Origin of the sequence: Corynebacterium sp. UMB0012, assembly GCF_030216265.1 — a bacterium.
Classification (GTDB): domain Bacteria; phylum Actinomycetota; class Actinomycetes; order Mycobacteriales; family Mycobacteriaceae; genus Corynebacterium.
Window position 1 is genome coordinate 34,624 of sequence record NZ_JASOKQ010000014.1, and the last position, 24,818, is coordinate 59,441.

General features: G+C 61.4%; 27 protein-coding genes. 9 read left to right on the top strand and 18 right to left on the bottom strand.

Annotation, left to right across the window (positions count from 1 at the left end; translation table 11 throughout):
- Positions 1-91: 91 nt before the first annotated feature.
- Complete coding sequence (locus QP324_RS07930) at positions 92-1,384, bottom strand: deoxyguanosinetriphosphate triphosphohydrolase (protein WP_284815482.1); 1,293 nt, start codon at positions 1,382-1,384, stop codon at positions 92-94.
- 48 nt (positions 1,385-1,432) lie between these two features.
- Positions 1,433-2,008 carry a YdcF family protein gene (locus QP324_RS07935; protein WP_284815484.1) on the bottom strand — a complete coding sequence of 192 codons (576 nt, stop codon included), beginning with the start codon at positions 2,006-2,008 and terminating at the stop codon, positions 1,433-1,435.
- Positions 2,009-2,062: 54 nt separating this feature from the next.
- Between QP324_RS07935 and QP324_RS07940 the strand changes: the two genes are divergently transcribed.
- A complete protein-coding gene (locus QP324_RS07940) occupies positions 2,063-4,087 on the top strand; it encodes a TPM domain-containing protein (RefSeq protein ID WP_284815486.1) in 2,025 nt (674 codons plus the stop codon).
- A 95-nt stretch (positions 4,088-4,182) separates the two neighbouring features.
- On the opposite strand, the gene QP324_RS07945 is transcribed toward QP324_RS07940, so the two are convergent.
- From QP324_RS07945 to QP324_RS07955, 3 genes are read right to left on the bottom strand one after another with little or no spacing between them, the layout of a single operon-like run.
- A complete protein-coding gene (locus QP324_RS07945) occupies positions 4,183-4,623 on the bottom strand; it encodes a hypothetical protein (RefSeq protein WP_284815488.1) in 441 nt (146 codons plus the stop codon).
- A complete protein-coding gene (locus QP324_RS07950; protein ID WP_239278673.1) occupies positions 4,623-5,132 on the bottom strand; it encodes a hypothetical protein in 510 nt (169 codons plus the stop codon). Before QP324_RS07950 ends, QP324_RS07945 begins: the two co-directional genes overlap by 1 nt.
- Positions 5,133-5,134: 2 nt before the next feature.
- Positions 5,135-6,514 carry a glycine--tRNA ligase gene (locus QP324_RS07955; RefSeq protein ID WP_005326454.1) on the bottom strand — a complete coding sequence of 460 codons (1,380 nt, stop codon included), beginning with the start codon at positions 6,512-6,514 and terminating at the stop codon, positions 5,135-5,137.
- Between the two features lie 184 nt (positions 6,515-6,698).
- Between QP324_RS07955 and QP324_RS07960 the strand changes: the two genes are divergently transcribed.
- Entirely contained in the window at positions 6,699-6,989 is a 291-nt protein-coding gene (locus QP324_RS07960; protein WP_284815489.1) for a helix-turn-helix transcriptional regulator, read from the top strand.
- A 70-nt stretch (positions 6,990-7,059) separates the two neighbouring features.
- Positions 7,060-7,479, top strand: coding sequence for a Fur family transcriptional regulator (locus QP324_RS07965; RefSeq protein WP_284815491.1), 420 nt, complete (start codon positions 7,060-7,062; stop codon positions 7,477-7,479).
- A gap of 111 nt (positions 7,480-7,590) precedes the next feature.
- Here the strand turns inward: QP324_RS07965 and QP324_RS07970 are convergent, their stop codons facing one another.
- Entirely contained in the window at positions 7,591-8,253 is a 663-nt protein-coding gene (locus tag QP324_RS07970) for a CPBP family intramembrane glutamic endopeptidase (protein ID WP_239278675.1), read from the bottom strand.
- Between the two features lie 139 nt (positions 8,254-8,392).
- Between QP324_RS07970 and QP324_RS07975 the strand changes: the two genes are divergently transcribed.
- Both QP324_RS07975 and QP324_RS07980 read left to right on the top strand, forming a co-directional pair.
- Entirely contained in the window at positions 8,393-8,842 is a 450-nt protein-coding gene (locus QP324_RS07975) for a hypothetical protein (RefSeq protein WP_284815493.1), read from the top strand.
- 3 nt (positions 8,843-8,845) lie between these two features.
- The gene (locus tag QP324_RS07980) at positions 8,846-9,040 is read left to right on the top strand and encodes a helix-turn-helix transcriptional regulator (RefSeq protein WP_284787560.1); all 195 of its coding nucleotides are present in this window, start codon (positions 8,846-8,848) and stop codon (positions 9,038-9,040) included.
- A gap of 25 nt (positions 9,041-9,065) precedes the next feature.
- On the opposite strand, the gene QP324_RS07985 is transcribed toward QP324_RS07980, so the two are convergent.
- From QP324_RS07985 to QP324_RS08000, 4 genes are all read right to left on the bottom strand, one after another.
- The gene (locus QP324_RS07985) at positions 9,066-9,821 is read right to left on the bottom strand and encodes an isoprenyl transferase (RefSeq protein ID WP_284815495.1); all 756 of its coding nucleotides are present in this window, start codon (positions 9,819-9,821) and stop codon (positions 9,066-9,068) included.
- A gap of 10 nt (positions 9,822-9,831) precedes the next feature.
- Positions 9,832-10,548, bottom strand: coding sequence for a DNA repair protein RecO (gene recO / locus QP324_RS07990; protein WP_284815497.1), 717 nt, complete (start codon positions 10,546-10,548; stop codon positions 9,832-9,834).
- Positions 10,549-10,554: 6 nt separating this feature from the next.
- On the bottom strand, positions 10,555-11,592 hold the full coding sequence (gene era, locus QP324_RS07995; RefSeq protein ID WP_284815499.1) for a GTPase Era: 1,038 nt from the start codon (positions 11,590-11,592) through the stop codon (positions 10,555-10,557).
- Positions 11,593-11,710: 118 nt separating this feature from the next.
- Complete coding sequence (locus QP324_RS08000) at positions 11,711-11,917, bottom strand: hypothetical protein (RefSeq protein WP_284815501.1); 207 nt, start codon at positions 11,915-11,917, stop codon at positions 11,711-11,713.
- On the opposite strand from QP324_RS08000, the gene QP324_RS08005 reads away from it, so the two are divergent.
- The gene (locus QP324_RS08005; protein WP_284815502.1) at positions 11,916-12,305 is read left to right on the top strand and encodes a hypothetical protein; all 390 of its coding nucleotides are present in this window, start codon (positions 11,916-11,918) and stop codon (positions 12,303-12,305) included. The two genes, QP324_RS08000 and QP324_RS08005, sit on opposite strands and share 2 nt — an antisense overlap.
- A gap of 85 nt (positions 12,306-12,390) precedes the next feature.
- On the opposite strand, the gene QP324_RS08010 is transcribed toward QP324_RS08005, so the two are convergent.
- The 8 genes from QP324_RS08010 to hemW form a co-directional block, all read right to left on the bottom strand.
- Positions 12,391-13,407, bottom strand: coding sequence for a formamidase (locus QP324_RS08010; protein ID WP_284815504.1), 1,017 nt, complete (start codon positions 13,405-13,407; stop codon positions 12,391-12,393).
- A 372-nt stretch (positions 13,408-13,779) separates the two neighbouring features.
- Positions 13,780-14,628 carry a pyridoxal kinase PdxY gene (gene pdxY, locus QP324_RS08015; protein WP_284815506.1) on the bottom strand — a complete coding sequence of 283 codons (849 nt, stop codon included), beginning with the start codon at positions 14,626-14,628 and terminating at the stop codon, positions 13,780-13,782.
- A gap of 52 nt (positions 14,629-14,680) precedes the next feature.
- The gene (gene ybeY, locus QP324_RS08020; RefSeq protein WP_005326445.1) at positions 14,681-15,298 is read right to left on the bottom strand and encodes an rRNA maturation RNase YbeY; all 618 of its coding nucleotides are present in this window, start codon (positions 15,296-15,298) and stop codon (positions 14,681-14,683) included.
- The gene (locus tag QP324_RS08025) at positions 15,295-16,275 is read right to left on the bottom strand and encodes a PhoH family protein (RefSeq protein WP_284815507.1); all 981 of its coding nucleotides are present in this window, start codon (positions 16,273-16,275) and stop codon (positions 15,295-15,297) included. Before QP324_RS08025 ends, ybeY begins: the two co-directional genes overlap by 4 nt.
- Before the next feature lie 23 nt (positions 16,276-16,298).
- Entirely contained in the window at positions 16,299-17,057 is a 759-nt protein-coding gene (locus QP324_RS08030) for a 16S rRNA (uracil(1498)-N(3))-methyltransferase (RefSeq protein ID WP_284815508.1), read from the bottom strand.
- Complete coding sequence (dnaJ, locus tag QP324_RS08035) at positions 17,057-18,214, bottom strand: molecular chaperone DnaJ (protein ID WP_284815510.1); 1,158 nt, start codon at positions 18,212-18,214, stop codon at positions 17,057-17,059. Before dnaJ ends, QP324_RS08030 begins: the two co-directional genes overlap by 1 nt.
- A 69-nt stretch (positions 18,215-18,283) precedes the next feature.
- Positions 18,284-19,333, bottom strand: a complete 1,050-nt coding sequence (gene hrcA, locus QP324_RS08040) for a heat-inducible transcriptional repressor HrcA (RefSeq protein WP_023020999.1) — start codon at positions 19,331-19,333, stop codon at positions 18,284-18,286.
- 397 nt (positions 19,334-19,730) lie between these two features.
- Positions 19,731-20,870 carry a radical SAM family heme chaperone HemW gene (gene hemW, locus QP324_RS08045; RefSeq protein WP_284768894.1) on the bottom strand — a complete coding sequence of 380 codons (1,140 nt, stop codon included), beginning with the start codon at positions 20,868-20,870 and terminating at the stop codon, positions 19,731-19,733.
- Between the two features lie 147 nt (positions 20,871-21,017).
- Between hemW and QP324_RS08050 the strand changes: the two genes are divergently transcribed.
- The 3 genes from QP324_RS08050 to QP324_RS08060 all read left to right on the top strand — a co-directional run bounded on the left by QP324_RS08050 (position 21,018) and on the right by QP324_RS08060 (position 24,565).
- Entirely contained in the window at positions 21,018-22,412 is a 1,395-nt protein-coding gene (locus QP324_RS08050) for a hemolysin family protein (RefSeq protein WP_284815512.1), read from the top strand.
- The gene (locus tag QP324_RS08055) at positions 22,412-23,470 is read left to right on the top strand and encodes a CNNM domain-containing protein (RefSeq protein ID WP_005324190.1); all 1,059 of its coding nucleotides are present in this window, start codon (positions 22,412-22,414) and stop codon (positions 23,468-23,470) included. The genes QP324_RS08050 and QP324_RS08055 overlap by 1 nt, the downstream gene beginning before the upstream one ends.
- A gap of 222 nt (positions 23,471-23,692) precedes the next feature.
- Positions 23,693-24,565: a hypothetical protein gene (locus tag QP324_RS08060; RefSeq protein WP_284815514.1), complete on the top strand. Its 873-nt coding sequence runs from the start codon at positions 23,693-23,695 to the stop codon at positions 24,563-24,565.
- Positions 24,566-24,818 lie beyond the last annotated feature (253 nt).

Here is a 24,818-nt window from a genome sequence, read left to right on the forward strand (position 1 = left end):
CCGAACCTTAAGCATCACCCTGCCGAGCCTGATAACCCGAAGCGGCTCAGGAGAAGTTATCACTAATCCTCCCCCCCTGCCCTGGCACAATCTAACTCAAAAATCCAGACAACTCCGCGCTCCGCCGGGCCAGTCGCTCCAGGCGGGACTCGGTCATGGAGGCGATCTGGTCGATGATGGCGCGGTCGCGGGCGGCGTCGGTATCGGCCTGCTCCCACCACAGGCGGAAGGTGGCATCGAGGGAGCCGGGGGCGCCAGCGACGAGGTAGTCGTAGACGCGGTAGATGCGCTCGCGCTGGCGATCTTGGCGTGCGAGGTGGGCGGGCTCGTCCATGACGTAGAGGACGGCGATGGTTTTGAGCAGCTTGACCTCTGCTTCGGCTTGCTTGGGCACGATGAGGTTGCCGTGCATGCGGCCAAGGCTATTGGAGGCAATGAGATCGGCATTGGCCTCGCTGGTGGCGCCAACGGTCGCGCCGACATAGCGGCCGACGAGCTCGGAGGTCATCTTCTTCAGGTTGGCGTAGTCGCGCAAGGAATAGTCAAAGTCACCGATGGCGTTGATGACACTTAAGTTGCGCAGGCTATCGGCTGCTTCTAGGAGCTCGTCGGCGGTGCCGCCGAAGGCTTTGGCGCCCTTTTCTGCCAGTTGGGCCAGCTCCACCAAGTCCCAGAGCACGCTCAATGAGATACGCCGGGAGATGATGCCATCTTCCACGTCGTGCACGGAGTAGGCGATGTCATCGGACCAGTCCATGACCTGGGCCTCGATGCACTTACGGTTATCGGTATGACCCTCGCGCAGCCAGTCCAAAAGGTGCGCATCCTCGTCATAGGCGCCGTACTTGCGGTTGGTGGTGCCATCCGGGTTGGTCTTGGTCCACGGATATTTGCAGGCGCCGTCGAGGGCCGCGCGGGTGAGGTTGAGGCCAAAGCTTTGGGGTTCGCCGCGGGCATCGTCCACGATGACCTTCGGCTCCAAGCGGGTGAGGATACGCAGGGTTTGGGCGTTGCCCTCGAAGCCGTTAAGGGCAACTTCATTGAGCGCATTCTCGCCATTGTGGCCATAGGGCGGGTGGCCGATGTCATGAGTCAGGCCGGCCATATCGCAGAGATCGGGATCGAGGCCGAGCCCGGAGCCGATGCTGCGCGCGATTTGGCCCACCTCCAGCGAGTGGGTCAGCCGGGTGCGCGGGGTATCGCCGTCGCGCGGGCCGACGACCTGTGTTTTATCCGCTAGCCGGCGCAGCGCGGCCGAGTGCAGCACGCGGGCTCGGTCGCGGGCGAAGAGCCCGCGGTGCTCCTCCACGGGGTGGAAGGCTGAGCCCTTCGGCTTTTCATCGGCCAGGCGGGCAAAGTCGGCGGCGGAATAAGAATAGGTCACGGCGCCAAGTTTATTCCGCGAACAGGCCTTTTGGGTGAGCAACGTGGCCTAAGCGCGGTCGTCTTCCTGCTGAATCGTCTCATGCCGCAGCTTCTGATTGGGCCGCAGCACTTGCTCCACGCGGTAGAAACTACTGCGCAGCGCCGCAGCGCCGCGCGGCGGCAAAAGGCCGGCCACCAACGCATAGGCTACGCCACCCGTTTCGTGGGCAAGGTAGCGCCACCAGGGCTTAGAAAAGCGCGCGGCCGGGTAGTACGGCGTGCCGGAGACGGTGGCCGTGATGCCCTCTTGGCGGGCGATGAGTGCGGTGCGCAGGCGGTGGAGGGGATCGGTGATGATGGTGGCGTCGGAAAGCGCGAAGGCTTCCTTGACTGCGCTGAGGGAGCTGCGGGTATCCATGCCCTCCTCCACCGCGTGCACGGTCAGGTGCGGGAAGTGCTCGCGCAGGTAGGTGCGGCCGACGCCGGCCTCCGTGAACCTATCGCCGGGCAGCTTGCCGCCCACGGTAATAACCTCCAGTCCCTCAGCTGTGGCGAGCTCACCGGCGTGGCGCAGGCGGCCGGCCAGGATGCGGGAGGGGCGGCCATCGTATTGGGCGGTTCCTAAAACAATTGCGTACTTCACTGCCCCACTACATTACCTGCCGGAGGGCTAAGCTAAGCCGGTAAAGTGGTGGGCATGAATTTGAGTGCACGTTTGGGCCGCGCGGCCATTGCCGCTTTCATTTTGGGCTGCACCTCCCTCGGTGCGGGGTCTGCCTTCGCCGCCGAGACCACCACGGTGGCGCAGGGCACCGATACGGCAGCCCTAACGGAAAAGGTTACCGATGATGCGGGTGTATTAAGCACCCAAGAGAAGGCCGAGCTCAGGGAGAAGATTGGCCAGCTGCAAAAGGACGAGCACTTGACGCTCTTTGTCTATATCACCGATGAGCTGGGCACGGATCCGGAGAGCTTTGCTGGCCAGGCGGTCAAGGACAAGGGGCCGAACTCCGCGGTCTATGTGCTATCCATCAATGACCGCAAGATGGGCGTGCAGGCCGGCGATGCGTGGCCCAAGGGCCGGCTGGACCAGATGTATGACGCCGCCTATGACAAGCTGGCCAGCGACGAGTACGGTGCTTCCGCCCTCGCGCTTGCTGATGCCGCCTTGGGCAACTCCCCCGCCTCCGATTCCTCCGACTCCTCTGGCCTGGCGTGGCTGGGCGGTGGCGCGGCCGCCATCGTCGCCGCCGGTGGCGGAATCATGTACTACTCGCGCCGCAACACCAAGAAAAATAATGCGCAGACGCTGGAGTCTGCCCGCGAGATCGCCCCGGGCGATACCGATCAGCTAAACCGCCTGCCTCTGGAAACCTTGGACCAGCTGGCCCAGGAGGAGTTGGTCTCTACCGATGAGTCCATCCGCCGCGGCAAGGAGGAGCTCAATATCGCGCTCTCCGAGTTCGGCCCCGAGCGCGTGCGCCCCTTTACCAAGGCAATGAACCACTCCACCTCTACCCTGCAAAAGGCCTTCCACCTGCGCCAGCGCCTGGATGATGCCGTGCCGGAGTCCCCGGCCGAGCGCCGCCAAATGCTGGTAGAAATCGTCTCCTCCTGCGGCCAGGCCGATGACGCCCTCGACGCGCAGGCCGAGGAGTTTGCCAAGATGCGCGACTTGCTCATCCACTCCGATGAAAAGCTGGACGAGCTCACCCAGCGCACCGTGGGCCTGCACGCCCGCCTGCCGGAGGCCGAGTCCACGCTGGCCGGCCTGAAGTCCAACTATGACGAGCACGTGCTCTCCTCCATTGCCGATAACCCCGAGCTTGCCGCCGCTTCGCTCGATGAGGCCGAGAAACTGCTCGACAAGGCCCGAGGGGTCCAGGCCCAGCCGGCCGGCCAGCAGGGTCCGCTGGTGGGACTTATTCGCGATATCGAGCACGCCTGCGAGATGACGGATCGCCTCATTTCCGGCGTGGAAAACGCCGAGGAGAATATCGCCACCGCCCGCGGCAATCTCGAGGCGCTTATCGCCGAGGTTGAGGGTGAAATCAACGAGGCCCGCGAGCTCGAGCGCCAAGGCAAGGCCCAGGGAACCACCGCGGATTGGAACGCGCTCGAGGATCTGCTCGGCCGCGCCGGCACCGCCGTCAACGAGGCCAAGGCCCACGGCCAACAGGATCCGCTGGGCCAGCACACCGCGCTGACCTCCATCGATACCGAGCTGGATGAGGCGCTCGACCGCGTGCGCGAGAAGACCTCCACGCACGCGCGCCAACTAGACCTCTTCCGCCAGCAGATTTCCGTAGCCGAATCCAATATCCAGGCCGCAGAAGACCTCATTTCCTCCCGCGGTCGCATCATCGGCTCGGGTGCGCGCACCGCGCTTGCCGACGCCAAACGTCTCCACGCCCAAGCTCTCCACACCGAGCGCAGCGATATCCGCGCCGCCCTCCAGTCCTCTCGCGAAGCGGCGGCCGCCGCCCAGGCGGCGCTGCAGCGCGCCAAGGATGACATCGACGAGTACCGTCGCCGCCAGCAGCGCCAGCAGATGGGCAACGCCGCCGGCAATGTCGTGACCGGTATGGTCCTCGGCCAGATGCTCAGCGGCGGCCGCGGCTTCGGCGGAGGTTTCGGAGGCGGCGGCTTCGGCGGAGGAAGCTTTGGCGGCGGAGACTTCGGCGGTGGCGGCGGAGGCGGCTTCCGCGGCGGCTCCTTCTAGCCCTCCCAGCCCAGACCGCTCCACGGTCCGGAAGCCAGGCAGCCCTCCTGCCCGGCTCTAGGCTCTCGCGGGTGACCCGGCAGCCCGGCGCTGGGCTAGGTGCGGAGGGTGCGTGGGGTGGCGTCGAGAAGCGCGCAGGCGTAGCTCAAGAAGATGGCGTCGAGCTCCGGCAGCTCGCCCACGCTCACGCGCAGGCCATCGCCGGCAGGTGCGGTGCTGGCAACCTCGGCGCCCGTGCCGCGGGCTACGATGCGGCGCTCGCGGCGGAAGGGGTTGCGGCGCTCCAGCAGGTACCCGCGGTCAGCGCAGGTCGCGCGCAGGCGGGTGACGGTAATCCCGGCCTGGGTGACCGAGAAATCCTCGCCCGCGGCGGTCTGCGCGCGCAGGAAGAACCGCGGGGAGGAAGAATCCAGCGAGGATTTTACTGCGAGGCGCTCGCCGGCGGCGGTGGCAAGCACGCCGTCGCGCACGGAGGCAAGCTCGTGCCCCTCGGCGTTGGTGAGCGCGCCCGCGCGCCAGGTCCACTGCGCAGTCATTAGAGGACGAATAGTGCGACGAGGGCGACGATGGATGCTAGGACCAAGGTGATGATCCAGGCCCAGGCTTTGCCTTGGGTGGTGGCATCCAAGATGACGCGGGTAAACCAGCTAAGACCGGCGATTTCCGCGGTGGTCAGGCCCTCGGCATCGTGCTCGAATTCGAGGATGGACTTGCGCACGCCGGAATTGCGGGCGGTGAACTGCCCTACCTTTTCATCATCGACGTCATCGATGATCCAGTCGCCGCTGTTTTCGTTGATGAAGGTGAAGGTACGGCCGTTGAGCGATGCCTCTAGGCGCTTATCGCGGCCGGGGCGGCCGGCGAGGCGGTAAATGGAGCCGTCGGCAAGCGTGGCAGAAGCGCCAAGGTCACTGACCTCGGTGCGCCAGAAATGGCCGTCCACCTCCGCGGAATGCTCCGAAAATACGCCCAGCTGCTCCGGGCCTTCCTCGGCCAAGAGCACGGGCTTTGCGCGGTCGGAGCGATCCCAGCTGGTGTAATGCATTACTAGCACCCAATCAGGCGAGCGGCGAGGTAAGCCTCGAGGTCATCGAGCTTCACGCGCTCCTGCTCCATGGTGTCGCGCTCGCGCACGGTCACGGCATCGTCCTCGAGGGTGTCGAAGTCGAAGGTGACGCAGAACGGGGTGCCGATCTCATCCTGGCGGCGGTAGCGGCGGCCGATGGCGCCGGAGACGTCAAAGTCCACGTTCCAGTGTGCGCGCAGCTTATCGGCCAGCTTACGGGCGGGCTCAGAGAGCTCTTCCTTCTTGGACAGCGGCAGTACGGCCACCTTGATCGGTGCCAGGCGGCGGTCCAGGCGCAGGACGACGCGCTTATCGGTGCCGCCCTTGGCGTTCGGAGCCTCTTCCTCGTCGTAGGCATCCACCAGGAAGGCCATCATAGAACGGCCCAGGCCGGCGGCCGGCTCGATGACGTACGGAATCCAGCGCTCGTCATTGGCCTGGTCGTAGTAGGACAGGTCCTCGCCCGAGCCCTTGGCGTGGACGGACAGGTCATAGTCCGTGCGGTTGGCCACGCCTTCCAGCTCGCCCCACTTGGAGCCCTTGAAGCCAAAGGCGTACTCCACGTCCACGGTGCGCTTGGAGTAGTGGGAGAGCTTTTCCTTCGGGTGCTCGTACAGGCGCAAGTTTTCTTCCTTGATGCCCAGGTCTACGTACCAGTTGTAGCGGTCATCAATCCAGTACTGGTGCCACTCTTCGTCCTCGCCCGGCTTGACGAAGAACTCCATTTCCATCTGCTCGAACTCGCGGGTACGGAAGATGAAGTTGCCTGGGGTGATCTCGTTGCGGAAGGACTTGCCGATGTTCGCGATGCCAAACGGCGGCTTCATGCGCGAGGAGGTCATCACGTTCTTGAAGTTAACGAAGATGCCCTGTGCGGTTTCCGGACGCAGGTAGTGCAGGCCTTGCTCATCGTCCACCGGGCCCAGGAAGGTCTTGAGCAGACCGGAGAAGGCCTTCGGTTCGGTCCAGTCACCCGGCTGGCCGGTTTCTGGGTCATTGATATCTGCCAGGCCGTTTTCTGGCTCGTGGCCGTGCTTTTCTTCGTAGGCCTCGATCAGGTCGTCGGCACGGTAGCGCTTGCCGGTGTGGCGGGATTCCACCAGCGGGTCAGAGAAAACCTCGACGTGACCGGAGGATACCCAGACCTGGCGCGGTTGGATGACGGAGGTATCTACGCCCACGACGTCTGCGCGGGACTGCACCATGTGGCGCCACCACTGGCGCTTGATGTTTTCCTTGAGCTCTACACCAAGAGGGCCGTAGTCCCACGCGGAGCGGGAACCGCCGTAAATTTCACCTGCCTGGTAGACCAAGCCGCGGCGCTTACACAGGTTTACAACGGTATCGATGACGGATGCCATTAGTTTTCGGACTCCTCTGGTAGGGGACAGTCTTGACAATCTCGTTCAGTCTAACCCGAAGCGCTTCCCGGCGGTGGGATTGGGGCATGAATTTAAACTGAAATATATACGAGTTATTGAACATATCGGGTAATATAGGAGCGACCGACAGGTAATAGGTATTTAATTGAAGGTGACATTCCCTATGACGACCACTTACAAGGCCCCAAATACTTCTGCGGCCGCCGGCGTGATCGCTGCCCTCGATTCACCCCTACGCATCGCAATCATTTCCCTCTTGGCCGAGCGCGATCACTTTGTCCACGAGCTGGTCAAGGCCACCGGCAAGTCCCAGCCCCTTATCAGCCAGCACCTGCGCGTGCTCAAGCAGGCAGGCATCGTGGACTCCGAGCGCAGCGGCCGCGAGGTAACCTACTCGCTCATTGCGCCACGGGTTTTGGACCTGCTTGCCGACGCCGCCAAGATCGCCTCCTAACCCCTCCCCGCCTGCATAAAAAGCCGCCATGCTATGCGGTTATTGAAAAAGAATTGATAATATTGTGGTCATGGCTTTACACGACAGTATTCCCAAACTAGGCGCACGCAATACCAAGCAGCGCACCGCAGTCGTTGAGGTGCTGCGGGAAATGGAGAAATTCGCCTCTGCCAAGGAGATCTACCACGAGCTCCAAGAGCGTGAGGAAAAGGTGGGCCTGACCACCGTGTACCGCACCCTGCAGTCCCTGACCGATATCGATGCAGTGGATGCCCTCCACATGCCCAATGGCGAAACCCTGTACCGCCACTGCGATACCGACGCCCACCACCACCACTTGGTGTGCACCAAGTGCGGCCGCACCGAGGAAATCGATGGCGGCCCCATTGAAAAGTGGGCCACCTCCGTGGCCAAGGAGTACGGCTTCGATCTCACCGGCCACGATGCCGAGGTCTTTGGCATCTGCAGCGACTGCGCCGCTACCTCTTAAAGGCGCTCGCGCTTCCTCGTGAAGCCACCCCTCCCCTAACCTCAGGCTTCCACTTCCGGCGCCTGAGGTCTTTGTTTTGCGGCGCACACGGGAGCATATTTCACGCCAAGACTATAGTGCTGAGATTGCAATCAACTGCACGGTTAGGTTATTAACAAAGTGCAAAATAAGGCCTGCACGCAGAGAATTGTGGAAGCGAGTTACTAACGCGCACCCCATCCCCAGGAAAGTCGCATACACAATGACCGGTGGAGCAATATGAGCGGCGCCAAACAACAGCGAACTGAGGATCACACTGGCGAACGCTGGAACACTGCGATCCAAGTACCCCATGAGCAGGCGGCGAAACACAATTTCTTCTATCAGCGGCGCCAAAAATAGGTAGCACGCTAAAGAAATAACCACCATAGCGCCGCGACCGTCAGCTGAAGATGTACTTTCCGAGGGTGCAATACCCAGCAGCGGACCCACTATTGCGGCTGCCGCTCCCGCCATAAAGATGGCGAGTGGAACCTGCCACAATAAGTGCCAACCACGCCGACCCAAAGGAAGAAAACCGAGACCAATTCCCCGACGTTTTAGGTAGAACACCAATGCAGTCGTCGGCACTACCACCGAAAGAGCAAGCACAACGGGCATTATCGTGCCTAGTCCACCCGTGGTTAAACCAGCCTTCATCATGACAAAAACTGTCGCCACTAAGAGGGCATCCATTGCAATGACGGCCACTAGTCCAATAAGCGCATCTTTCAACCTGATGTTATCCACTGCCATGCCCCCTACCCTAAAAGGCTGCCTCTCATCCTAAAGAATGAATTTACCCAGAATGGTAAAGCACCCTTTACAGTAAAGCGTCCTTGACATATAGTGTGTGTCAAGCACGCTTTACAATCATTTGCTTCAGGAGGTTTCTGTGCAGACCACTCGCTTTGGCCGCCCCAAGTTCGGCGGCACGCAAACCAAACTCATTACTTTGTCCGTGGCTGCAGGCGCAGCCATCGCAGCAGCCGCCGGTGCCATCATGGCCGCGTTCATACACGATGATTCGCCGTGGCTAGCTTTTGCCGTGTACTCGCTGTGTCTCCTGCCTGTTGCTATCTCCGCTAGCTGGCTTTTTATGGTGGACCGCTCCACCATCCGCGGGGCGACTCCCGACCCAGAAAATTCGATCGAATCCCATTGGTATTCGCAGGCTTCCGAAAACACCCTGCACGCCATTCTCATCGCCATAGGTGCATTAGGCATAGCCTCTTCCTTCTGGGAATTCCAGGTTTCCGGCACCACGCTCACCATCATCTTAGGGACTTTTGTCGCCGGCACCTTTGGCATTAGCTACTTTGCCCACAAGCGGGCAGCGAGCTAAACCATGGACAACCGGCTAAAAGAGATTCGCGAGAGCAAAGGTCTCTCGCAGCAGGGCTTGGCTACGGAGCTTGGCGTCTCACGCCAAACGGTCATCAGTATTGAAAAAGGGCGCTACGATCCTTCGCTCCCCCTCGCATTCCAGATCGCGCGCCACTTTTCCTGCCACATCGAGGACATATTCATCCCCGAAAAGTAGCCGCGCAGCACTTCGGCGCTGCGCGCTACTTCTTCACGCCGCCAAAGCGGCGGTCGCGCCGCGCGTATTCCTCGATGGCGGCAAAGAGGTCCTCCGGAGTGAAATCCGGGAAGAGCTTGTCCTGATAAATCATCTCCGCGTAGGCGGACTGCCAGAGCAGGAAGTTGGAGGTGCGCTTCTCACCGGACGGGCGCAGGAAGAGATCCACATCCGGCATGCTCGGGTCATAAAGATGCTGCGCGATGGTTTCTTCCTTAATATCGCGCGGGTTGAGCTCGCCTGCGGCCACCTGCTTGGCGATGTCCCTAAAGCCATCTACCAGCTCTGCCCTACCGCCGTAATTCACGCACATAGCCAGGGTCATCTTGGTATTGTCCTTGGTCAGCTCCTGGGCAGCCTCGAGCTCCCTAATAACTGAGCGCCACAGGCGCGGGCGGCGGCCGGCCCACACCACGCGCACGCCGCGCTCATTGAGCCATTCGCGTTGGCGGCGCAGCACGTCGCGGTTAAATCCCATCAGGAAGCGGACCTCCTCCGGGCTGCGGCGCCAATTCTCCGTGGAGAAGGCATAGGCCGAAAGGTAGGGAACGCCGGCGGCAAGGCAGGCATCGACGACGTCAAGAAGCACGGCTTCTCCGCGCCTATGCCCCTCGGTGCGCTTCATGCCTTTTTCCTGGGCCCAGCGGCCGTTTCCGTCCATGACCAGCGCAATATGGCGCGGCATGAACTCATCCGGGATATTTGGCGGGGTCAAAGTGCGGTTCGGGTCTGGCGTAATCACGGGCTATATTCTACTGTTCCATAACCTGCAATGCGGAAACATTGCGCTCCATGTGCCATTGCAGGTGCGCCCGCGCTAGGCGATGCCCCTCCTGCTTCTGCGCATTCGTCGGATTGGTCGGGTGATTATGCGCCAAAAGCCACAGGTGGTGCAGGGTTTCCGGGTCTACCTCCGCAGCACCTGGCGGACGGCATTCGTGGCACGCCGCACCGCCTACCGCTGGGTGGAAAGCGTGGTGCGGGCCAGGCCGGTTGCACTGGGCGCAGTTGAATAGGCTCGGCGCCCAGCCGGCATGCGCCATGGCCTGTAGCAAGAAGGCATCCAACGCCATGGTCGGGTCCGCGGTCTGGAGCTGCTCCAAGGTCGCGGTGACGGATTCGTAGAGGTAGGGGTCATGGGCGGCGTCGGCAAATGCAAGGCGCTCGGCCGATTCCAGCACCGCGCACGCGGCCGTATAGCGCTCATAATCCTCAATGAGGCGCGCGCCAAAGTAGTCGACCGTATCCGCCTGGGAAATGGTGGCCAGATTCTTGCCCACATACAGCTGCACATCAAGGTTGACGAAGAGCTGCAGGCGCGAACCAAAGCGCGACTTGGCGCGGCGCACGCCCTTGGCCACCGCGCGCACGAGGCCATGCTCGCGGGTAAGTAGGACTATGACGCGATCGGCCTCGCCAAAGTCGTAGGTGCGGATGACCACTGCGCGGTCACGATAGTTCTCGCGCATAACCGCTTAGAAACCGAGCCTGCCCAGCGACTTCGGATCCGACTGCCAATTCTTCAACACCTTGATGCGCAGATCCAGGTACACGTTTTGGCCCAGCAGCTTCATAATTTCCTTGCGGGCATTGCCCACAATGCGACGGAAGCGCAGGCCATCCTTGCCCTCAATAATGCGCTTCTGGCCTGGGCGCTCCAGGTACAAAATGGCGTGGATATCCAGCACGCCCTCGCGGGTGCGCGACGGCAGCATCTCATCAACCTGCACAGCCACTGAGTGCGGCAGCTCCGCCTTCAAGCCGGACAGAGCAGCTTCACGAATGAGTTCCTCGATGCGCTTTTCCTGGCCCTCATCGGTGATGTGATCATCCGGGTAGAACTTCGGGCCTTCCGGCAGGTGGTCCACGATGACCTGCACCAGCTCATCTAGTTGCACACCCTCCTTGGAGGAAACCGGGATGACTACCGCATTCGGGTCATCCTGGGAGAGCAGCTCGTGCAGGGCCAGCAGCTGCGCACCAACCTGATCTTTGCTGGCTTTATCCAGCTTGGTGACGATGCCGATGATCGGGGTCTTTGGCGCGATACTGCGCACGTTTTCCAGGATCCAGCGGTCACCCGGGCCAATCTTTTCATCGGCCGGGATGGTCAGGCCGATTACATCCACATCGGCATAGGTGTCTTTCACTACCTCGTTGAGGCGCTCGCCCAAAAGGGTGCGCGGGCGGTGCAGACCCGGCGTATCCACGACGATGACCTGGGCATCATCGCGGTGGACCAAACCGCGAATGGTGTGGCGGGTAGTCTCCGGCTGGTCCGCGGTAATCGCAATCTTCTGCCCCACCAGGGCATTAGTCAGCGTGGACTTGCCGGTATTCGGACGGCCCACAAAGGACACGAAGCCCGAACGGAATCCCTCCGGCGTATCGGTGTATTGCGAATAATCAAGCGGGGCTGCCGTATTTTCGGCGCCTTCCGGCACGGCATCATCGGGGTCTTCTGGCAGGCCCTCGAATGCCGCATCAAACTGTGCATCAAAATCAGAACTCATTACCCGCAATAATAGCCCACGGAGTCAAGATCTCCGATTAGTTCGCAGCCAATTCGTACCGGTGACACGGCAAAGGATTAATCTATGGAGAAACCTCTTCTCCCCAGCGCATACCGCGCTAACTCTCCGAAAGGCTCCTCATGCCCCGCAAATCCCCTGCCCTATTGTTGGGCGCTGCACTCACTCTCTTCATCTCCGCATGCTCCTCGCCCGATTCCGAGCCACCCGCCGAGACGAGTACTAGCTCTTCAGCTACCTCTTCTTCGAGCGCTACTAGTTCTTCGAGCAGCACCTCTTCCGCCACGACCAGCAGCGAAGAGGCCATGACTGAAGAACCTGCAGATAGCGTTGCTGCTGAACCGGAGACCCAACCCCAGGCTGCAGCCGCGGAGCCGGAGTTGCTGTATTGCGATCCAGGCAATCTGACCATCATCGGTACCTTTTCCGATGGGACGCAAAAGCCAACCGAGCTGTGTGACACACCCGCTCACCGCCGTTCCGCACGCGCAGAAGGCGTGTGCGGCAGTCTAGATGGACGGTATAAGTACCCCGAGGAATGGGCCGAACTGTGCAACGGAGGCCTTCCGCCTTCCGATTCAGACTATCCCGATAGCTACGGCGATATAGATGCAGGCTACACACCAGAGTCTGGCGCAGATACGGATGCGCCAGCCGATTCGGATATGGGTGCGGTTGAAGGCTATGAGTATTAATAGATAGAAGGCAGAGCGTTAAGCAACGTCAAGGCCCTGCGCCCGTCGAAACGGGTGCAGGGCCTTGGTGGTGGATTAGCGGAGCTTACTTAAACTCGTCCGGCAGCGGGCCGAGCTGCGGGCCGTCCGGGTAGTACTTCCAGCCGTCCTTGATGCGGACGTCGTCAGCCCACGGCAGCTTGTACTCGCCCTTGGCCAAGTCCTCGACCCAGGTGAGATAGTTGTCGGTCTTGCCGCCGGGGTAGCCCACGTACCCGCGGTTGCCCAGGTTGAAGATGTTGTTTTCTAGACCCCAATTGATACGGGCCTTGTCAGCCAGCTCTGGGAAGATTTCGGCAGTGACGATTTCGCCCGGATTACGGTGGCCCTCAGAAATCATGTGGCCGTCGTAATTGCAGACGTTGCCCTCACCGAAGTAGTAGAAGGTGTTGTCGTAGCCAGCCAGGTTTACGGAGGCGGTGTACATCAGGTTTTGGAAGGCATTCGTTTTATTGGTCATGATCCACTGATCCTGGGTCTGCGTGGAATAGCCAGAGATACGGATATAGACGTTGGCACCCTTGTATGCAGCCTCGCGTGCGAGCTCAGGGAACATGCCATCGTGGCAAATGTTCACGGCGAGCTTGGAGCCCTTTGGTCCGTCACAAACCGGCATGCCCAGATCGCCTGGGTACCAAGGCTCGATAGGAGTCCACGGCTGAAGCTTGCGGTAGTGCAGTGCGATTTCACCATCGGAGTTAATGATGATGGCGGTGTTGAAAGGCGGCTTTCCTTCCTCATGGTTTGGCTCCATGATGGAAAAGACGCCCCAGACATCATTGTCCTTGCAGGCCTGCTTGAACTGGTCCACCTTTGGGTCATCGAGGCCGATGAGGAATTCATCATAGGACCAAATTTTGGTGTTGAGACCGGAGGAAGAATACTCCGGGAAGACAATAAGGTCGAGGTCTGGGTAGCCCGCCTTGGTGGAACCCACCATGCGGCAGATTTCGTCCACGCTGGCCTGGACGTCTTCCGGGGTATTGACCACCGGAACGGGATACTGAATGAGGGCCATCAACAGGCCGTCGGGGGAAGCGCTGATGCTGCCGGTGCTGGACATAGTGGGCTCCTATCGCAAAGTAGATGATGTGACGGGAGCCATATTACTGGCGTTTTGGGAGTACGTCACACTATTCGCCCTGAGAAGTAGTCTCGTATAAGAGACTCATCGTAAGCCGCCCTTGATGAAATAAGAGAGCCGAACTGAGGGGAAGGTTTACTCAGCTCGGCAGACACTCGATAGACCTAGGGGCGTAGGTGCGGGTTCTTAAGGGAGCAGAGGAGAAAAGTCCAAGGTGATCGGGCCGAATTGAGGGCGAAAAGGCCGATCTGAGGGGTACTTTCCCTCAGATCAGCTCGATCAGATTGGACCTAACTTTAGGAGGCCAAACTTCACGGGACCCCACGCGCCCAAACGGGGGCCGCGCAGGGTTTAAAGCTCCTCGGCGTGGAACTGCATGCGTGGATGCGCGAATACATCTTGGGACTGGATGAGCTGGAGCTCGGCGGTCTCAGCCTCGTAGGTGTTTTCCAGCAGGTCATACACGGAAGAGGCGGTGCGACGCAGGGACTCCTTGACGTCGCTGGTCTCGGTGTAGTGGCCGGTAAACAAGGCGGCGGTAACATCGCCGGAGCCGTTGCGCTTGAACGGCAGCAGCGGGGTGGACACTAGGAAGGCACGGTCGCCGTCGACGGCGAGCATCTCAATTTGGTCGTCGGCAGTCTCGGGGCGCTTAACGGAGGTAACCAACACGGTCTTCGGGCCGATTTCCTGCGCCTTCTTTACCGCGGCGAGGGTTTGATCAAGGGTGCCTACCTCGGAATCGGTGAGGTAGCCCAACTCAAACTGGTTGGGGGTGATGATATCGGCAACGGGCACGACGCGGTCGCGCAACAGCGGCGGGATCTCATCGGAGACGAAGCAGCCGGACTTGGCATTACCCATCACCGGATCGCAGGCGTAGAGGGCCTTGGGGTTGGCGGCCTTGATGCGGCGGACGGTTTCCACGATGGCATCGCCAATGTCGGCGCCGCCCTGGTAGCCAGAAAGGATGGCGTCGATCTGCGGGAAGGCGCCGCGCTTTTCAATGCCGTCGATAATGGAGGTGACGTCGCTGGCTGGAATCATCGGTCCGCCCCAGTCACCGTAGCCGGTGTGGTTGGAGAAATTCACCGTGTGGACCGGCCATACCTCATGGCCGGCGCGCTGCAGGGGAAAGACGGCCGCGGAGTTGCCAACGTGGCCGTAGGTGACGTGGGACTGGATGGAAAGGATAGTCATAGCTATCTATTGTGCTACGCGGCTTATGCGCCCACAAAAGAAAAAGGAAAAATTATTCCTCGGGCCGATCTTGTGGCTCGCCCACCGCAGGGATTCCGCCGCCGGGAACCTGCTTGTCTAGGTTGGCGCGCTCCGCGGCGTCGGGGAAAGCCTTCGGGCCAGAAGGCTTGGGCTGATAGGAAACGCCGCGCTCGGCTGCGTCGTCGTACCAATCCGCGAGCAGCTCGTTTTGCCGGCCGAACATTTCCTTCTCTTCAGCCGGAGTGGAGTGGTCATAGCCCAGCAGGTGCAGGCAACCATGGACGGTAAGCAGGGCCAGCTCGTGGCCTAGGGAGTGACCGGCGGCCTCCGCCTGGCGCAGGGCAAACTCGGGGCACAGGACGATATCGCCCAGCATGGCCGGGCCCGGGTCGGCGGCATCGGGGCGGCCGCCACCGGCGATGGCACCAGGGGTGAGCTCATCCATGGGAAAGCTCATGACATCGGTGGGGCCTTCCAGATCCATCCAGCGCACATGCAGATCTTCAATGGTCTTCAGATCCACACAGGTGATGGTGCACTCGGCATCGGGGTTAATATCCATGGCGCCGAAGGCATAAGAGGCGACGTCAATCAGCATCTCCTCGTTGACGCCTTCGAAGCCGGATTCATTGAGAAACTCGATACTCATTCCATTCCCTCGTATTCAGCGGCTTTCTTATTATCAAAGGTCTCATACGCATTGACGATGCGCCCGACCAGCTGGTGGCGCACCACGTCCTTGGAGCCCAGGTCCGCGAAGTGGATATCATCCACGTTGCGCAGGATGCGACGCACGATGCGCAGGCCCGACACCTGGCCGTGTGGGAGGTCTACCTGGGAGACATCGCCGGTGACCACAATCTTGGAGCCAAAGCCCAGACGGGTGAGGAACATCTTCATCTGCGCCGGCGTGGTGTTTTGGGCCTCATCAAGGATGACAAAGGCATCGTTCAACGTGCGGCCGCGCATATAGGCCAGCGGGGCGACCTCAATGATGCCGGCTTCCATGAGCTTAGGAATCATTTCTGGGTCGAGCATGTCCCGCAGGGCGTCGTACAGCGGGCGCAGGTACGGGTCAATCTTGTCATTGAGCGTGCCCGGCAAAAAGCCGAGCTTCTCCCCTGCCTCCACGGCCGGGCGGGTGAGGATAATGCGCGAGACCTGCTTGGTCTGCAGGGCCTGCACGGCCTTGGCCACCGCCAGGTAGGTCTTGCCGGAACCGGCCGGGCCAATACCGAAGACCACCGTATTATCGTCGATGGCCTGCACGTATTCAGACTGCCCCACCGTCTTCGGGCGGACGGCCTTGCCGCGGCGCTTAACGATGTCCGCCGCCAGCGCCGCCGACACCGACTGCGGCGCCTCCACGGCCACCATGTCCATGGTGTGCTTGACCGTATCGGTGGACACGGCGTGGCCGCGGCGGGCGATGGCCTCGAGCTCATCGAGGATCTTGGCGGCGCGGGCCACTTCATAATCGGGACCGGTGACGGTGACGACATTGCCGCGGGCAAAAAGGTCCGCATCCAGGCGGTTATTGAGCACGCGCAGGTTATCGTCCGCACTACCCAGCACGCTGCCGACGTAGGCGGAATCGAGCTCACATTTCTTCGTGATGATAGGCACGTGCTTTAGGCTACCAGCGCCTGCTACCAACGCTCGGTGCGCATGCCGATTGCCGCCAGCGCCACCATTGCCGCACTCGCCGTGCGCAGCACTTCCGGGCCGAGCTTAATGGGCGTGGCGCCGGCTTCTTTAAGGCGATCGAGCTCGGCGTCGCCAATGCCACCCTCGGGGCCGACGAGCAGGACGACGTCGTCCGCCAGCGGCACGTCCTTGATGGAGGCGGTAGCCTCTTCGTGCAGGACGAGCACAGTGGGTGCGTTAGAGGAAGCGCCGCCGCGGCCGCCGGTGAGCTCTTGGACGAGCTGCGGGGTGGTCAGCGGGCCGCGCACCTGCGGGATGCGGGCGCGACGGGATTGCTTGGCCGCGGAATCCGCGGCCGCCTGCCACTTGGCCACCGCTTTCGGCGCCTTCTTACCGTCCCATTTAGCCACGCAGCGGTCCGCCTGCCAGGCGATAATCTCATCCACGCCTGCCTGGGTAGCAAGATCCACGGCGAGCTCGGCGCGCTCGGATTTCGGAATGGCCTGCACCACGGTCACCCGCGGGGTGGGATCAGGCGCGGTGTCGATGGAGTCGACCGTGCCCTCCAGGGAGTCCTTGCCCGAGGTGGCGGTGATGGTGAGGGTGAGGCGGGTACCGGTGCCGTCGATAAGCTCGAGGCGCTCGCCCTCCCCCATGCGCTTGACCGTGACGGCATGGCGGGCCTCCGGGCCGGAAAAGCTGAAAGCCTCGCCGGTGCGCGCGGCGGAAAGATCCGGATGGATGAAGACGGGCAGCGACATTAGCGGCGGAACTTATCGCGGATGCGGCTAAAGAAGGACTCCTCTTGGCCGTCGCCGGTGGTGCGCACGCGCGCGCCCTCGTCGCGGGAATTGCGGATCTTCTCCAGGGACTCGCGGGTCTTGCGGTCCAGGTCCTTCGGCACAACGACGTCCACGTGGGCAAAGAGGTTGCCATATCCATCGGTGCGCAGGCGAGGCATGCCGGCACCATCGACCTTGATGGACTCACCCGGCTGGGTGCCCGGCTCGATGTCGATGGTGAGCTCTTCGCCGCTTAGCTGATCGATGGTGAAGTTGGTGCCCAAGGCGGCGTCAATCATCGGCACGCGCACGGTGAGGTTCAGGTCATCGGCGTTGCGCTGGAAGACGGGGTGCTCCTCCGTGTGGACCTCGACGTAGAGGTCGCCGGCCGGGCCGCCACCGTGGCCGACCTCGCCCTGGGAAGCCATGCGGATGCGCATGCCGTCATTAATGCCGGCCGGGATATTAACGGTGATATCGCGGCGCTTCTTCACGCGGCCGTCGCCGGCGCAGTGGTTGCACGGATCGGTAATGACCTCGCCGAAGCCCTGGCACTTCGGGCACGGGCGGGTGGTCATGACGTTGCCCAGGAAGCTGCGCTGCATCTCCTGGATTTCACCCATGCCATTGCAGTTATCACAGGTAACCGGCTTGGCCTTGGACTCGGAGCCGGTGCCGCCACAGCTATCGCACAGCACCGCGGTATCCACGGTGACCTTCTTCTTCAGGCCGGTGTAGGCCTCTTCCAGGGTGATGCGGGTGCGCAGCAGGGCATCGTTGCCCGGCTGGACGCGGGACTTCGGGCCGCGGGAACCGCCGGCACCGCCGCCGAAGAATTCGGCGAAGATATCGCCGAGACCGCCGCCACCGAAGCCGCCAAAGCCGCCGGCGCCAGCACCGGCACCGCCGCCACCCTGCTCCATGGGGTCGCCGCCCATGTCCACGATCTGGCGCTTTTGCGGATCCAGCAGGACCTCCTGGGCCAGCGCGGCATCGCGGAACTTTTCCGCGGCAGCGTCATCATCCGGGTTCAGATCCGGGTGATACTTGCGGGCCATTTTGCGGTAGGCCTTCTTAATCTCCTGGTCAGTTGCGTTTTTATCAACACCGAGGATGCCGTAATAGTCACGAGCCACTGTAAGAGATATTCCTTCTAATTCGTCTTGTTGGGGTTAACTTGAAAAAATTATTCGCGGCCAGCCAGTTTACTCGCACTGCTCGCCGGCCAAAATTTCGCTCACATACCGTGCAACGGCAGAGACCTTAGAAATTGTTCCCGAGTAATCCATAAAGGTAGGCCCCACCACGCCGAGGCCGCCGAGTGTGGCCACCTCATCGCCGGTGCCCAGGCCATAGCCCGTGGCCACCACGGAGGCTTGGCGCAGCTGGTCTTCCTCGTTTTCCTCACCGATGACCACGGAGACGTTGCCCAGATCGGGCACGCGGGCAAGCAGCTTGAGGACGACGACCTGCTCTTCTAGTGCCTCAATAATCTTGGGCAACCCTTCCGGAAACTCGCGCGCCACGCGCGTCAGGTTAGAAGCACCGGCCATAATCAGCCGGTCGGAGGGCTGTTCCACCAAGGTCTCGATGAGGGTGGTGGCCACCTTGAGGACGTGGTGTCGGATATCCAAGGGGGCGTCGTCGACGAGGTGGGCGAGCTCCACGGAGGCGTCGCTAAGCGTCTTGCCCACTAGCGCGCTATTGACGATGTCGCGCAGGCGGAAGGTCTGGTCCTGGTCGATGATTTCATCGAGCTCCACATTGCGCTGATCCACGCGGCCGTTATCGGTGATAAGCACCAGCAGCAGGCGCACTGGGGAAAGCGCCACGACCTCGCAATGTTTGACGCGGGATACCTTGAGATTAGGCAGCTGGACGACGGCCGCCTGCTTCGTCACCTGCGCCAGTAGCTGCACCGAGCGGCGTAGCACATCCTCCAAGTCGACGCCGCCTTCCAAGAAGTTGAGCATGGCGCGGCGCTCCGGGGCCGAAAGCGGCTTGACCTCGTGGAGGGAGTCCACAAAGTGGCGGTAGCCCTGCTGGGTGGGCACGCGGCCGGAGCTGGCGTGCTGCTGGGAGATAAGGCCCTGGGATTCGAGCACGGCCATGTCATTGCGGATGGTGGCCGAGGAAACTCCCAATTGGTAGCGCTCCAAGAGCGATTTAGAGCCAACGGGCTCTTGGGAGGCAATATAGTCCGCCACGATGGCGCGCAGGACTTCCTTGCGGCGGGCATCGGTTGAGGTAGACACTATGGCGCTCCTATTCGCTTCGGCGAATGATAAATTCTTTAAAGTTCGGGACGGTGTACCTGACTTTACCGTGCTCAGGGGAATAAATGAGACCTTTGTTTATGAGCTTAGCCCGCACCGGACCAAGAGCTTTATTATCCTTCCCTAGACGTTCACCGATTTCTTTCGTTTCCGCTGAACCATCGCCTAAGGCTGCCATGGCACTGAGATAGTCTCTTTCAGCTGGCGTAGCTCGATCCCAGCGAGCTTGGAAGAAGCCTGCGTCTTAGGAACCAGTTCACCAGTCACGGCAAAAGACTAACAAGAAAATAGCGGAATAACAGGTTTCTCATCGACTGAGTCAAAACTAACTGGTTTGGTTTCTACTGGACTAAGTCTAAAGATCTGGGAACGAGGATTAGGTTTCTTCGGCGACGAGGAGATCGGTGATGATGCCATCGGCCAGCAGGCGGCCGGGCTTGGTGATGCGTACGCGATTGCCGGCGCGCTCGAGCAGACCGCGGCCGATCAAGCGCTCGAGGGTGGGGGCAGCGTGGGCATCGAGCCAGGCCTCCGGGATGCCCTCGCGCAGGCGCAGGCCGAGCATGATCTTTTCCATGTGGCGGTCGGCGTCGGTAAGCGTCTCGGTTTCTTTGATGGGCAGCTCGTCGCGGCCGAGGGCCTCGATGTAGCGCGAGGGGTGCTTGACGTTAAAGAAGCGCTCGTTGCCCAAATGCGAGTGGGCGCCTGGGCCTGCACCCCACCAATTGCCGTCTACCCAGTAGATGCGGTTGTGCTCGCACTCGCCGCCGGGCTTGGACCAGTTGGAGACCTCGTACCACTCGAATCCTTCTGCCTCGAGGGTGGTAGAAATCATCTCATAGCGCCGTGCCAGCACGTCCTCATCGGGGGCAGGCAGGATACCTTTATTGACCTTGCGCGCCATGCGGGTGCCGTCTTCTACGATGAGCGAATAAGCACTGACGTGGTCCACGCCGGTTTCTAGCACTCGGTCGAGCGTCTCGCGCACGTTGTCATCCGTTTCGGTGGGAGTGCCATAGATCATGTCGAGGTTGACATGCTCGAAGCCGGCGGCGCGGGCCTCGCGGGCGGCGGCAAAGGCACGGCCGGGGGTGTGGGCGCGTTCGAGGACTTGGAGAACGCCCGGGGATGCGGACTGCATGCCGAGGCTGATGCGGGTATAGCCGGCGTCGGCAAGCTGGGCAAAATACTCCGGCGAGGTGGACTCCGGGTTGGATTCGGTGGTGACCTCCGCCCCTGGTTTCAGGCCAAAGGTCGAACGGACGGTGTTCAGGATGCGGCTCAGGCCCTGCCCTCCCAGCAGCGAGGGCGTGCCGCCGCCAATGAAGACAGTCTCGGCCGGGCGGCCCACGCGCGCGGCCGCCAACTCCAGCTCGCGGTCCAAGGCATCCAGGTAGGGGCCGGTGAGATCGCGCGGGCTGCCAAGCTCGCCCGGGGTATAGGTATTGAAATCGCAATACCCGCAACGAGTGGCGCAGAAAGGAACGTGGATATACAGCCCGAAGGGTTCAGTCATGGATAAAACCCTAATAGGCCGGGAACAAAATGGCCGAAAGCGGGGTTAAGCATGTAGTATGTTTCCATCTTCCCAAGTAGAAAGGCACCCTCAGTGGAACCTCCGAGTCGATGTCCCTACCTCCTTTTAGGCGGTGGGGAGTAAATCATGTTATCGGCTATTGTGATGATCCTGGCCGGCTTCGTAGTCATTGGCCTCATCATCGTCGCGAATGCATACTTCGTGGCCCAGGAATTTTCTTTCATGTCCGTGGACCGCACACAGCTGCGGACCCAGGCTGCTGAGGGGGATAAAACAGCACAGCGCGCGCTGGCTATTACCCAGCAGACCTCCTTCATGCTCTCCGGCGCGCAGCTTGGTATTACGATTACCGGCCTGCTCATCGGCTATGTCGCGGAGCCGCTCGTAGGCCAGGGACTAGGGACGTTACTCGGCGGCGTCGGTGTTCCGTCCGCGGTGTCTGTCACCGTGGGCACCATCGCGGCGCTTTTCATCTCCACGATTGCAACCATGCTCTTCGCGGAGCTTTTCCCCAAGAACTACACCATCGCCGCCCCCATGAAGACGGCGCGCTGGCTGGCCGCATCCACGCAAATCTACCTGCGGATTTTCGGCTGGCTCATCCACTTCTTTGAGTATTCTTCCAATGCCATCCTCAAGATCTTTGGCATCGAGCCGGTAGAAGACGTAGACTCCTCCGCCACCGCCGATGACTTGGAATCCATCGTGGATTCCTCCCACGAGGCTGGCGATCTGGATGAAGATACCTACATGGTGCTCGACCGCCTGCTGGACTTCCCTGAGCACGACGTAGAGCACGCCATGATCCCGCGCTCCCGCGTGGACGTCATTGATCCGGACACCACCCTCGGTGAGGTCCGCGAGATGATGTCTACCGACCACACGCGCTACCCCGTCATCGATGACGAACATAACCCGGTGGGCGTGGTGCATCTTATCGACGTCCTGGGAAGCGACCTTCCCGCCGCCACCAAGGCCACCAGTATCATGCAGGAACCCGTGGTGGTCCCTGAGCTGATGCCGCTGCCGGATGTGGTGGACGAGCTGCGCGATAGTGACCAAAAGATGGCCTGTGTCATCGATGAATACGGTGGCTTCGTAGGCATCGTGACCATGGAGGACTTGGCCGAGGAAATCTTGGGCGATGTCACCGATGAGCACGATATCGAAGAAACCGAGGAAATCACCGAGCAGGACGATTCCCACTGGTTAGTCGACGGCGATACGCCGATTGATGAGATCGAGCGCGCCATCGGCCACGACCTGCCTGAGGGTGACTTCGAGACCGTCGCCGGCCTCATCATCGCCCACTCCGGTGCGCTGCCCGAGGTAGGCGAGGAACACACCATCCAGCTCGAAGCCGAGCCCGATGACTGGGTGGACCACGATGAGGCGCCCGTTCGCTCCATCCGCCTGCGGGTGCAAGAGGTGGACCGCCACGTGCCGTCCGTCCTTGCCATCGAGCTGGTGGAGGATTACTCCGACCACTCCGATGATGACGCTAAGAAGGAGGATGCATAATGACCGAATCTTGGTGGTTTAACCTCCTCGTTACCCTGCTCATCATCGCCGCTTCCGGATTCTTTGTGATTATCGAGTTCTCTTTGATGGGCGCTCGCCGCAACCGTTTGGAAGAGGATGCGGAAAACTCCCGTACCGCCCGCGCCGGCCTGCGCTCGCTCAATGAGCTGACCATCATGCTCGCCGGCGCGCAGCTGGGCATTACCGCCGCCACCTTTGTGCTAGGCGCTGTGACCAAGCCCTGGGTGCACCACCTGCTCATGGCGCCGCTGGAGGCCGCGGGCCTGCCGCTGGGCATTGCCGACGTCGTTAGCTTCCTCCTCGCGCTCTTCATCGTCACCTTCCTCCACCTTGTTCTAGGTGAGATGGCACCGAAGTCCTGGGCGATTACCCACCCGGAGACCGCCCTGCAGTTCATCGCGGTCCCCGCACGTGGCTTCGTGTGGATCTTCCGCCCGCTGCTGAAGTGGATCAACGTCATGGCCAACAAAATGGTGTCCCTAGCCGGCGAAGAGCCTGTCGACCGCGCCGGTGCAGCCGGCTACGACGCCGAAACCCTGCGCACCTTGGTCGAGCACTCCCGCGAGACCGGTGCGTTGGACGATGAGTCTGCTAACCAGATTTCTGATGTCATCGAGTTGGAAAACTCCACCGTTGGTGCCATGGCTCGCGAGCATGGTTCTGAGGTAGTGCCCCTGCCTTCCGACGCCACCGTGGAAGACCTCCAAGACCTCGTTGTGCGCAAGAACATCATGCGCGTGCTGGTCTTCCCTAAGGACTCCCGCGTCCCGCGCGTGGTCCACGTGCGCGATACCCTGCTGGCCGAGCCGGAGACCCCGGTTCTCGAGTTCTCCCGCCCTGCCCTGTCCGTGTCTTCTTCCACCACCGTCCAGAAGACTCTGGACCATATGCGCGCTCGCAACGAGCAGCTTGTCATGGTGGGCAAGGCCGATAAAGACAATGCCGTATGGATCCTTACCTGGGATGACATCATGGGCCAGCTATGGCCGCAGATTACCGAGCAGCTAGACAAGGTCACCCCTCCCCCGGCCGTCTAGTTCCTGCCGCGACCTCGCCCGCGCCCGCTTCTTTGTGGCCGGCGCGGGCTTTGCCGTTTTTGCACCCACTCGCAAGGGCTGTTGCCCCCGACTGTGGATAACTGTGGCCGTAACTTTCCCAGCCGCCACTTCGCTCACTCTGCCTTCACGGCCGCCTCGTTATCCACAGCCCCGGCCGGCATTTCCTCGCGCCGGCCGACGGTGTGCCCTTTTCTAGGAGGCATGACACCACCACTGACCAATATCGACTCCATCCGCACCAACCACCCCACCTTTTGGACCGACCTGAAAAACGGCACCTACCTCAAACTCGCACCACGCATCGCAGTCCAGCGCGATCACTACCATTGCCTCGACTTCCCCTCCCAGCTGCGCCTGCGCGCCATCGCCGCCGCCCGCAGCGCCTATACCGCGGTACTCATCTCCAAGTCCGCCGCCCGCGTTCACGGACTGTGGGTCATCGCCACGGCCGAGGAAAAGATTGAAATGGCCCTTCCCACCAATACGCTTCCTCACAAGGACCGCCGCCATCCCGAGCGCATCTACCGCAAGGCTTCCCTTCCCGAGCCCGTCCTCGTGGACGGCACCCGCTGCGTTTCCAAGGCCCGCGCGGTTATCGACGTCGCCCGCTACCACGGCTTCACCGACGGCCTCATCGCCGCCGACTCGGCTTTGCGTTCCGGCCTCAGCCGGGAAGACCTCAAGGAAGAGTTTGCCCACATGGGCCGGGTGCGCAATAGCTGCATCGTCCGCGCCGTAATCCACCACGCCTCACCTCTTTCCCGCTCTCCCTACGAGTCTTTCGCCCGCGCTCTCCTCATTGAGGCCGATTTCCCTTGGCCCATGTTCTTCGAGGCGTCGTTCACCGCGTTGCCCGGCATCACGACCGCCCTATGCATCAACAACGCCTACCTCATCGACATAATCCCCGCGAAGGCGCTTGCCCATCAGCGTGAGCGTCACCGACGTCTGCGCGAGGCCGGCTTCACCGTTCTCTGCTATACCCCTCGGCAGCTCATCGACCACCCCACTTGCTTCCTGAGCGACCTCATTTCCACCATCACCGCCAGACAAAAGGCCGCGCGTTCTGCCTAAGTCCACGCTTCCTGCCTCCCGCCTTCCTCTACCCCGCCCTTCGCGCTCACCAGCGGCGCTTTCGCCGCGGAATCCGCTGCGCCGGTGAGCGCGAAGGGAGGGTAATGGCGAACGCCTTGCAAGAGAACCCACCGAGACTTCGCCCGCAATAAGAAAGAGCCTTCGCGAGCATATACTGAACTGGCCCCCGAAAGTTGGACTGGTTTAATTCTAGGCGGTTAGGGCTTCAAGGGTCTGATTTCGATATTGCATC

Excerpts from the sequence above, each read along its gene's own strand:
- QP324_RS07940 (WP_284815486.1), top strand. The coding sequence starts at position 2,063 with ATGAATTTGAGTGCACGTTTGGGCCGCGCGGCCATTGCCGCTTTCATT.
- QP324_RS07945 (WP_284815488.1), bottom strand. The coding sequence starts at position 4,623 with ATGACTGCGCAGTGGACCTGGCGCGCGGGCGCGCTCACCAACGCCGAG.
- QP324_RS07950 (WP_239278673.1), bottom strand. The coding sequence starts at position 5,132 with ATGCATTACACCAGCTGGGATCGCTCCGACCGCGCAAAGCCCGTGCTC.
- QP324_RS07955 (WP_005326454.1), bottom strand. The coding sequence starts at position 6,514 with ATGGCATCCGTCATCGATACCGTTGTAAACCTGTGTAAGCGCCGCGGC.
- QP324_RS07960 (WP_284815489.1), top strand. The coding sequence starts at position 6,699 with ATGACGACCACTTACAAGGCCCCAAATACTTCTGCGGCCGCCGGCGTG.
- QP324_RS07965 (WP_284815491.1), top strand. The coding sequence starts at position 7,060 with ATGGCTTTACACGACAGTATTCCCAAACTAGGCGCACGCAATACCAAG.
- QP324_RS07970 (WP_239278675.1), bottom strand. The coding sequence starts at position 8,253 with ATGGCAGTGGATAACATCAGGTTGAAAGATGCGCTTATTGGACTAGTG.
- QP324_RS07980 (WP_284787560.1), top strand. The coding sequence starts at position 8,846 with ATGGACAACCGGCTAAAAGAGATTCGCGAGAGCAAAGGTCTCTCGCAG.
- recO (WP_284815497.1), bottom strand. The coding sequence starts at position 10,548 with ATGCGCGAGAACTATCGTGACCGCGCAGTGGTCATCCGCACCTACGAC.
- era (WP_284815499.1), bottom strand. The coding sequence starts at position 11,592 with ATGAGTTCTGATTTTGATGCACAGTTTGATGCGGCATTCGAGGGCCTG.
- QP324_RS08005 (WP_284815502.1), top strand. The coding sequence starts at position 11,916 with ATGACTGAAGAACCTGCAGATAGCGTTGCTGCTGAACCGGAGACCCAA.
- QP324_RS08000 (WP_284815501.1), bottom strand. The coding sequence starts at position 11,917 with ATGGCCTCTTCGCTGCTGGTCGTGGCGGAAGAGGTGCTGCTCGAAGAA.
- QP324_RS08010 (WP_284815504.1), bottom strand. The coding sequence starts at position 13,407 with ATGTCCAGCACCGGCAGCATCAGCGCTTCCCCCGACGGCCTGTTGATG.
- pdxY (WP_284815506.1), bottom strand. The coding sequence starts at position 14,628 with ATGACTATCCTTTCCATCCAGTCCCACGTCACCTACGGCCACGTTGGC.
- ybeY (WP_005326445.1), bottom strand. The coding sequence starts at position 15,298 with ATGAGTATCGAGTTTCTCAATGAATCCGGCTTCGAAGGCGTCAACGAG.
- QP324_RS08030 (WP_284815508.1), bottom strand. The coding sequence starts at position 17,057 with ATGTCGCTGCCCGTCTTCATCCATCCGGATCTTTCCGCCGCGCGCACC.
- hemW (WP_284768894.1), bottom strand. The coding sequence starts at position 20,870 with ATGACTGAACCCTTCGGGCTGTATATCCACGTTCCTTTCTGCGCCACT.
- QP324_RS08050 (WP_284815512.1), top strand. The coding sequence starts at position 21,018 with ATGTTATCGGCTATTGTGATGATCCTGGCCGGCTTCGTAGTCATTGGC.
- QP324_RS08055 (WP_005324190.1), top strand. The coding sequence starts at position 22,412 with ATGACCGAATCTTGGTGGTTTAACCTCCTCGTTACCCTGCTCATCATC.
- QP324_RS08060 (WP_284815514.1), top strand. The coding sequence starts at position 23,693 with ATGACACCACCACTGACCAATATCGACTCCATCCGCACCAACCACCCC.